Origin of the sequence: Nevskia soli (assembly GCF_903970205.1) — a bacterium.
Taxonomy (GTDB): Bacteria; Acidobacteriota; Terriglobia; order Bryobacterales; family Bryobacteraceae; genus Bog-113.
The window spans coordinates 1-7,583 of record NZ_CAJCHS010000404.1 but is presented as its reverse complement, the minus strand read 5'-3'; the positions used below and the strand labels follow the sequence as shown (position 1 = coordinate 7,583).

The 7,583-nt window shown below is 57.4% G+C and carries 8 protein-coding genes; 2 read left to right on the top strand and 6 right to left on the bottom strand.

The features are described 5' to 3' along the window. Positions 1 to 376: 376 nt before the first annotated feature. From H1Y01_RS17545 to H1Y01_RS17530, 4 genes are all read right to left on the bottom strand, one after another. Entirely contained in the window at positions 377 to 793 is a 417-nt protein-coding gene (locus H1Y01_RS17545; RefSeq protein ID WP_180541826.1) for an RES family NAD+ phosphorylase, read from the bottom strand. After that, positions 793 to 1,068 carry an antitoxin Xre/MbcA/ParS toxin-binding domain-containing protein gene (locus H1Y01_RS20155; RefSeq protein ID WP_180541824.1) on the bottom strand — a complete coding sequence of 92 codons (276 nt, stop codon included), beginning with the start codon at positions 1,066 to 1,068 and terminating at the stop codon, positions 793 to 795. The genes H1Y01_RS17545 and H1Y01_RS20155 overlap by 1 nt, the downstream gene beginning before the upstream one ends. A gap of 350 nt (positions 1,069 to 1,418) precedes the next feature. Next, positions 1,419 to 3,854, bottom strand: coding sequence for an ABC transporter permease (locus H1Y01_RS17535; RefSeq protein WP_180541822.1), 2,436 nt, complete (start codon positions 3,852 to 3,854; stop codon positions 1,419 to 1,421). 323 nt (positions 3,855 to 4,177) lie between these two features. Continuing rightward, on the bottom strand, positions 4,178 to 4,603 hold the full coding sequence (locus H1Y01_RS17530; protein WP_219341662.1) for a hypothetical protein: 426 nt from the start codon (positions 4,601 to 4,603) through the stop codon (positions 4,178 to 4,180). Positions 4,604 to 4,681: 78 nt separating this feature from the next. On the opposite strand from H1Y01_RS17530, the gene H1Y01_RS17525 reads away from it, so the two are divergent. Then, on the top strand, positions 4,682 to 5,185 hold the full coding sequence (locus H1Y01_RS17525; protein WP_180541820.1) for a hypothetical protein: 504 nt from the start codon (positions 4,682 to 4,684) through the stop codon (positions 5,183 to 5,185). 153 nt (positions 5,186 to 5,338) lie between these two features. Here H1Y01_RS17525 and H1Y01_RS17520 read toward each other — a convergent pair whose 3' ends face one another. Further along, a complete protein-coding gene (locus H1Y01_RS17520; protein ID WP_219341661.1) occupies positions 5,339 to 6,019 on the bottom strand; it encodes an esterase family protein in 681 nt (226 codons plus the stop codon). Positions 6,020 to 6,107: 88 nt separating this feature from the next. Beyond that, complete coding sequence (locus H1Y01_RS17515; protein ID WP_180541816.1) at positions 6,108 to 6,707, bottom strand: SGNH/GDSL hydrolase family protein; 600 nt, start codon at positions 6,705 to 6,707, stop codon at positions 6,108 to 6,110. 673 nt (positions 6,708 to 7,380) lie between these two features. On the opposite strand from H1Y01_RS17515, the gene H1Y01_RS19630 reads away from it, so the two are divergent. Next, positions 7,381 to 7,583: hypothetical protein (locus H1Y01_RS19630; protein WP_219341660.1), on the top strand; the 203-nt coding region annotated here is incomplete at its 3' end.

Below are 7,583 nucleotides of genomic sequence, written 5' to 3'. Positions count from 1 at the left end.
TGCGTCGGCGCGGAAAATGCCGCTATCGATCCACCATTGCGCCCAATGCGGTTCAAACCGCTGGGGCTCGTACACCTTTTCAATTTGCATCGGGAACCCTTATTTTATCGGACGGGGTTTCGATGCGGTGCGTGGGCTTCTCATCCTTCTTCGGGGGCTCTTCGCGAGGGGCAAGTGGGGCGAGGTGGGATTTCTTGTGCTGCCCGCAGCCTCGAAAACGGGCTGAGGCGAGCGGACTTTCCCTCCACGGTATCCGGAGAAGCTGATTGACGAGGATGCTATGGAGCAATGCTTCGCCAGAAAACGCCGGCGCAAATCCGGGAGCGCCTTACGCGACATCCTCAGTAACCTTATGTCAAACCGGAACGGAACTGGATCACGGAACTGGATCCGGCGAAACTGCGGATGTTCCGGGTTCAGCACGAAGTTTCGTTCGCCGGACGTTACTGAGGGAACAGACAGCACCGCCGAGTTTCCATTGCCGAAGCCACTCGTCACCCAATTGCTGCGTCGAATGCTGTTCCCCGACGACAAGCGTTGCCCAATTCTCCGGCAATTCCCTATCGGTCAAAATATCGAGCGAGACATCGCGCGGAATATCGGCTGAGCCCAACAGGTACTTGTCGGGCAGTACATCCGACAAATGCACCCGAATCTCAAGCACGGCTAATGAACGGTTTTCGCTCATGTAAATCACGCGCACGCCTTTCAAATTCCAACGGCCGCCAGCCCGTCTTGCACCCTCGCCATCATAAGCCGGATACGATGCGCGGCAAAGGCGGTAAAGACGCATCAGCCAAGAACGCCGTGTTCGATTCTCACCAGGACATCTTCCACTTCCCGATAACCTTGGTCGGTCTGAGCCGCCTCAAGTGGAGTCTTGCCCGCAAGGGACGGGTTCGGCGACCGAAGCCAGTGGATCGCCTTCTCCTGGTTCGCGAAAACTTGACGTGCTTTACACGCGCAGGAGGTCCGGCGTTCGAGTCCCTGCCATCTATAAGTTGCAGATTCAGAGCACGGCCAAATATGTTTGTGACGTGATTTATCACGAAGCTCGCTTTGTGGCACGTCACGATAGCTTCCCCGTCGCAGGCCGTGTCGGGGTTGCCGGTCGCATCAATGCCCCGCCCGGAGGGACTTCCGTGCTTCTTTTCGCCTCCCATGCGGAGGTGGCTTTATGTTCCAGCATCCGTTTTGGGGTGCCCGGAAACCGTCATCATGGTTGGGTCCGGCAGCGCGCAAGGTCAAGTGGTTGCTAGGTTTCTTGGGCGACGGCGCAACTCTCAGCCTCAGACATTCGGGCCACATTTCATTAATCTGGTTACCCACCGGAAAGACGTCCGCGACGTTTCACGAGGACCCGCACCTGACGGAATATTTCCTCGCCGCGCAGCGCGCAGCCGGGTGGGACTGCCGGCTCATTCGTACCTGAGCGCCGTCATCGGATCGACAGATGCGGCGCGGCGTGCGGGCTCTGCGCAGGCCGCTGCAGCCACTAATACTAATAAGACAACCGCACTTACAAGAACGAGAATATCCCGCGAACTGCCCTCAGCCCATCTGGCCAGTATGTTGTTGAGAGCGAGCGTCAGCATCAGGCCGCCCACTATGCCGCCCCCCACGCTGCCGATGGCGGAGCCAAATACGACACGCAATACATGCCCCGGCTGCGCGCCGAGCGCCATTCGGATACCGAATTCATTAGTTCGCTGTGCCACCGAGAATGAAACAACGCTATAGAGCCCGGCGGCGGCGAGCGCGAGAGCCAGCACCGCGAACGACCCAAAGAGCCACGCCACAAGGTGTTCCTGTGCCCACTCCGGTTGACCTTGAATCCAATGCTCGAGGTCCTCGATATTACCGCTGATCTGTTGATCCGCATCGACGGAGTTAACTTTCCGGCCAATAGCGTGGAGCAAAGTGAGGGGCGAGTTATCGGAGCGCACCAGGATCTGCGTCCACATGCGCATACTCAACGTATAGGGGATGAAGGCTTCTGGAAGGATTGGGTTGCGGAGACCGTCATCCCGCTTATCCGCCACAACTCCGATGATCAGCAGGTGAGGATCGGCGTTGGGGGGCGATAGGCTGAACGGCGGTTCACTTTTCATCTCAGGGATGGTGAGCGAATGACCAAGAGCTCCGTCCGGGAAGTACAGCTTGGCCATGGTCTGGTTGATGACTATAACTCGGGCGGCATTGTGGTTTTCCGTTTCACTCCAGAGGCGGCCTTGCATTAAAGGAACACGCAGAATGGGGAAGTAACCCGGACTAACGAAATTGATGCGGACTTTCTGGTCATCCTTGCGAGTCTTTCCGAGAATCTCAATACCCGTGTTCCAGCCGTTTGAAGGCGGCGTGGCATTCGTGGAGATAGCCGCCATCGTAACGCCGGGCACGCCGGCGACTTTGTTGCGTAGCAGTTCAAAGTAGGCGGAACGCGCTTCCCACGTCGGATACGCTCCGTCGTGGACGGGAATGCCAACCGACATCAGGTTATGCGGTTCGTAACCCAAGGGTGTGTGCAGCAGACGCAGGAAGCCGCGCATGGCAGCCCCGGCCCCGGCCAGCATGACGAGCGTCAGGGCGATTTGACACCCGATCAGAATCTTGTTCATTACGCGCCCATGTACGCCGCCCGATACGCGGCGCGTGCTGGCTTGAATCACCTGAACAACATCCGGGCGTGATAACTTCAAGGACGGCCAGAGACCGAAAAGGACTGCGCTTAAGACCGCTAGCGCGATGCTAAATAACAGTACCGGTAAGTTGAGCCGGATGGCTGCCTCATGCGGAAACGAGTACTTCGGCAGTAACTCCGTTATTAACTTTGTCGCGCGACCGGCGAACAGGACACCAAGCCCGGCGCCGACGACTGAAAGCAGAAGCGCTTCGGATAACATCTGGCGAATGAGGCGGCCGCGGCCGGCGCCGATTGCAGCGCGCACGGCAAACTCGTTTTGTCGCGCGGCGCCACGAGCCAATTGAAGAATAGAGACATTGGCACAGCCGATCAGGAGAAGAAAGGCGACGGCGGAAAACAGCAGATATAACGTGCCGCCTAGGCGCTTTTCGAAATCTTCGTTTAAACCGACTAGGCGAAACTTGAATTTACTTTGTGGAAAGTGTTTCGGTGACTGTTTTGCAAACTGCTCGATGAGGGGCTGTAAGGCGTCCGCGCCCGCTTTACGGGAAACGCCCGGCTTCAGACGGATCTCAACGCCGTAGTCGCGGGTGGGATCTTGGGTAATTCTAAGTGGAAGATAGACGTCGGCGTCTTCCCAGGTAAAACGCGGAGCCGCCACGCCGACAATAAAGTAAGTCTTGCGGACTAACTGCAGCGTGCGGCCGATAACCGCGCGATCCGCCCCGAAGTGCCGCCGCCAGAAGTTGTAACTGAGAACGACTACCGGCTGAGGGTCCTGACCGTCGATCGCATCGGAGGGCGTTAAGCCTCGTCCAAGATATGCGGGTACTCCGAAGAACTGGAACGCGTTCGAGGTGAGGTAAGTAGCGTTTACGTCTTCGGGAAGATCGTGCCCGGTGACAGTCAGGCTCCAGCCGTCAACGGCCACTGCATCTTCGAGAACTGGTGATTTCCTCAGGATCTGCCACTGACCGCCGGTAAGCCCAAAGCCGTTGTCGTGTCCGGCCGGATCGACAAGCCGCATGTGAGCCATTCTGTCCGGAGCCGCATACGGATAGGGGTCCATGAGGATTGCGTAAAGGACGCTAAACACCGCAGTGGTTGCGCCAATGCCGAGAGTTAGCGACACGATGGCAGTGAGCGTGAAGCCTGGAGTCTTCAGTAACTGGCGGACGCAGTAGCGCAGGTCCTGTACCACGGTATTCATTTAAGGCGCTCCTCAGATTTGAATCATTTGTACAGTTGGCGTCTGCTTACTTCCACGCGAAAAATCCGGTCCGCCGATGATCGGTAGAAGCATCAGTGACCAATACTCGCCGTCGCCCAAAAAGTTACCTGGAAACGTTACTCTGGTGCAACGTGAGCTTAGGCCGCTAAGCCGGAGTCGCGGCGACGTGGACCTCGCCGTTCGTAGACACTGGTTCGAGGCTGCCATTTACCATTCGACGGATCAAGTGCCGAAAGGTTGGGAGAAACCGCTTTCTGCTCCAAATGATGCTTGACGCGAGCGCGAAAGCCTTCCTGGAACCGTCAGTGGAACGTCAGGCGGGTCGCTTCCAGCTTGCCCTGGGCGAAGCCGGCACGGGCGGCGGAGATGCGAGTCGCCGGATCCATCTGGTTCGTGCCCATTGCGGCTCGGGACTCGGCGTCCGGTGTGATCACCTCGACGCGGCTGCCCGGCTCGCGCAGGGCCAAGACCTGGCTTTCCAAGTCCGCGCCCGGGAATTTGCGCAGACCCTCGAACTGGCCTGCCGGTAGCGCCTCGGTTCGTCCGCCAAACGGCGAGAGCACCACCACGTTCGCATAGCCTCTGGCGAGCTCGGCGTTTTCGGCGGAGCGCACGCCACCGTTGATATAGCGCGTGCCGTTGATGTTGTGTGTGGGAACCACGCCAGGCAGCGCGGTGCCTGCGGTCACTGCGTCCACGAGGTCGACGCCGCAATTGCGGTCGAACACAGCCAGCTCGCCGGTATTGGTAGCTTCCGTTTCAATGAAAAGGGCACTTACACCTACACTTCTGTCGATTATCCCGGTGTGGGATACACGCAACTCAACGGCATCAACTCCAGCGGAGCCATTGTTGGAGTCTATCGCATCAGTTCCGTGGGGAACGCCTCTTACAGCTTCTTACGATCGCCGGACGGTTCTTTTACTCAATTGCTCGCCGGTACGTCTTCGAATGCGGCTGGGATAAGTGATTCCGGCGCGATTGTCGGCTCTGTGGATAAAGTCGGGTTCATTCTTTCGCCAGGCTTCACTCCGGTCAAAGTTTCTAACGACGTCACTTCGCTGAACGGCATTAGCACGAACAACTCGATTATAGGTACCTTCGACAATGGGTCCGGAGTTTACTACGGGATCGGCTTCGAAACCGTCTCGGGTAAGTTGATGCCGCTTCCCTTCTATGATGAATTGTCGGTCACGCCGCGAGGGATCAATAAAGGCAGAACTATAGTCGGCGACCCTAATGGCAATCCTGAGGTGGCGTTCATTCTGCCTCCTGGCGGAACGTATCAGATTGGAGTATCCCGGCTCTAACCTGTGATCTATCCTGGAAGCCAAGGTACGTATCCGAGTGGGATCAACAACCACGGGGTTGTAGTTGGTTCGTATAAAGATGCAAGTTCGATCGGGCACGGATTTATCGCTACTCCGACGCCGTAAGGGAATGTTCACGCCCGACTGCCGGCGCTACAGATAGTGCGGCACCATCTCGCGCCAGTAGCGGGCACGATGGGCCTTGCCGGGCCAGACGGCGAAACGGTGCGGGACGTTTTTAGCGGCTAACGCCTCGCTCAAAGTGCGATTGCTCTCGTGGAATGGATCTTGTTCGCCGACTGCGAGCGTGATGTCCATGCGGCGAAGGGGATCGAGTAAGTGCGGCTCGTTCAGATTCGGCAGGAAATGGTTGGGAGTGATGAAGTAAACGTCCTGGTTGTAGTGTCCGCTAAATAAGTCGGTGAACGGACCAAAGGAGCGCGTAAGATCATACCGTCCGCTCAGCGCCACAACCTTACAGAAGAGCGAGGGGTGCCGGAGGGCGAGGTTCATCGCATGATAGGCGCCGATGCTGCAACCGTGAACGATCAGCGCGGGAACCCCATTTTCCGAAAGCATGAACGGGATCACTTCTTCGAGAATGTAGGCTTCGTACTGCCGATGGCGGTCCACACGCGAAGCCGGCGGAACGGACGTGCAATAGAGGCTTTCTGAATCTACGCCATCGACGCAAAAGAGCCGAATGTAGCCGCCATCGATTGACCCGCGCAACGTCTCCACAAGGCCCCAGTTCTCGTAATCGTAAAACCTTCCTTCCCGCGTGGGAAAGATCAGCACCCTGGCGCCCGCGTGCCCGAAGACGAGGAGTTCCATATCCCGTCCGAGGCGGTCGCTGAACCATCTGTGGTACTGGCGCTGCACTTACCACAAGAATAAGAAAAAATCTGTGGCAAAATGACGTTCAATTGATGAATATTTGATTCCGATACGGTTTCAGTAAGCGACCCCAAAGATGGTAGCCCTCCCGATTCAAGTGCAGACCATCCTCGAGGAAGAATTCGGCGCGGGGCTTGCCTTCCGGGTCAATCATCGCCGAGAACACGTCGACGTAGTAACCCGACGGGCCGGATTCGATCGCGCCGCGAACTAAGTCGTTAAAACGGCGAATACGATTCAGTATGGAGTAGCGCGCCGGACTTGGCTTGACCGAAACGAAGCCGAACGAGATGGCGCCTAGCGAGGTCGCCACTTTGTTCGCGAGGGAGTCGAACGAGGCGAGGACCTGCTCGGCCTCGCGTCCATCGGCGAGGTCGTTATCGCCCGCGTAAAGCAAGAGCGACCGCGGATGCACGGGCGCTACCAGGCGCGGGAAGAAGTAGTCGCAAGCTTCGAGGGTCGATCCGCCAAATCCAAGATTCACGACGCCCGGTTCAAAGTCCTGCGCGAGCGTCTCCCAGAGGCGGATGGACGAACTTCCATAAAAGACGGGCGGACGGTTTCCGTTAACGCAGCAGACTTTGGTGCGCTCCAGCTCGCGGACTTCGGCCTCATACCATTGCATGTTCCCAGCGTACTGAACCAACGTTCTTTACGAATCCGAAACGGGGCCTTTGGGCGGTGTTAGGAAGGGGCTGTTTTCTGCGAACCCCTGTATCATCGCGGAAATCCGGACTCCGGGTTTAGCAGAAAACGAATGCCGATGAAGAAGGTTTGGCATGCTGCTTTGCAAAGAGCAAAGGTGCCATACTCCGAGATCTACGATCTCCGGTCGGCGTACGCCACCCGTTTAAGCAAGTGCGTCACCCACTCGTCGGCTATCCCGCCCCAGATTATATTGTCTCAAGCCATAGGAGCAGCTTCTCCATCCACGACTGTGACATCGCCCGCTCCACACACGAAAACCGCGAAGTCCACTTCCTTCGATAACCTGATCAGACCGTCGAACGTCGATTCATTTTGCTGCAAAGTCCTTCATCCCAAACCAAGGGACGAAAGTGGCGGGACTCAAGACAGTCACCCAGCGCTCCTGCTGCATCTAGATTTGGGGTCGATGAAGCGATGAAGATCCGCGGCACCTGTACAGGCATATCCACCTGATCATACGAATCGCAGAGGATGTTTGGCGACGGCATCGACAGCACGATACAGGCGGAAACCGAACGGGTGCGGCACAAGGCCGCGTCTAACAAGCTAAAATGCTCTAATCGAACCCTCCGTCGCCAGGAGATCGTGTGATGAAAGACGTGGAGTTTCAAGTTGTGCAAACCTACAATATTGGGTCCACGTCAGACTTGGCGCTCTCGCCAAACGGGAGCCCATTGTGTCCGCTTATTGGCTTGGGAGCCAACATCGGCGTGTTCGAAGAGCCAACGCCGAAGCCGCTGACTTTTTATCCGGTGACTGCGCCTCCGGCGGCCCTCGCCCTGTCACCGAACGG

Coding starts and splice junctions, on each gene's coding strand:
- H1Y01_RS17515 (WP_180541816.1), bottom strand. CDS start 6,707: ATGCAATGGTATGAGGCCGAAGTCCGCGAGCTGGAGCGCACCAAAGTC.
- H1Y01_RS17545 (WP_180541826.1), bottom strand. CDS start 793: ATGCGTCTTTACCGCCTTTGCCGCGCATCGTATCCGGCTTATGATGGC.
- H1Y01_RS17520 (WP_219341661.1), bottom strand. CDS start 6,019: ATGGAACTCCTCGTCTTCGGGCACGCGGGCGCCAGGGTGCTGATCTTT.
- H1Y01_RS17535 (WP_180541822.1), bottom strand. CDS start 3,854: ATGAATACCGTGGTACAGGACCTGCGCTACTGCGTCCGCCAGTTACTG.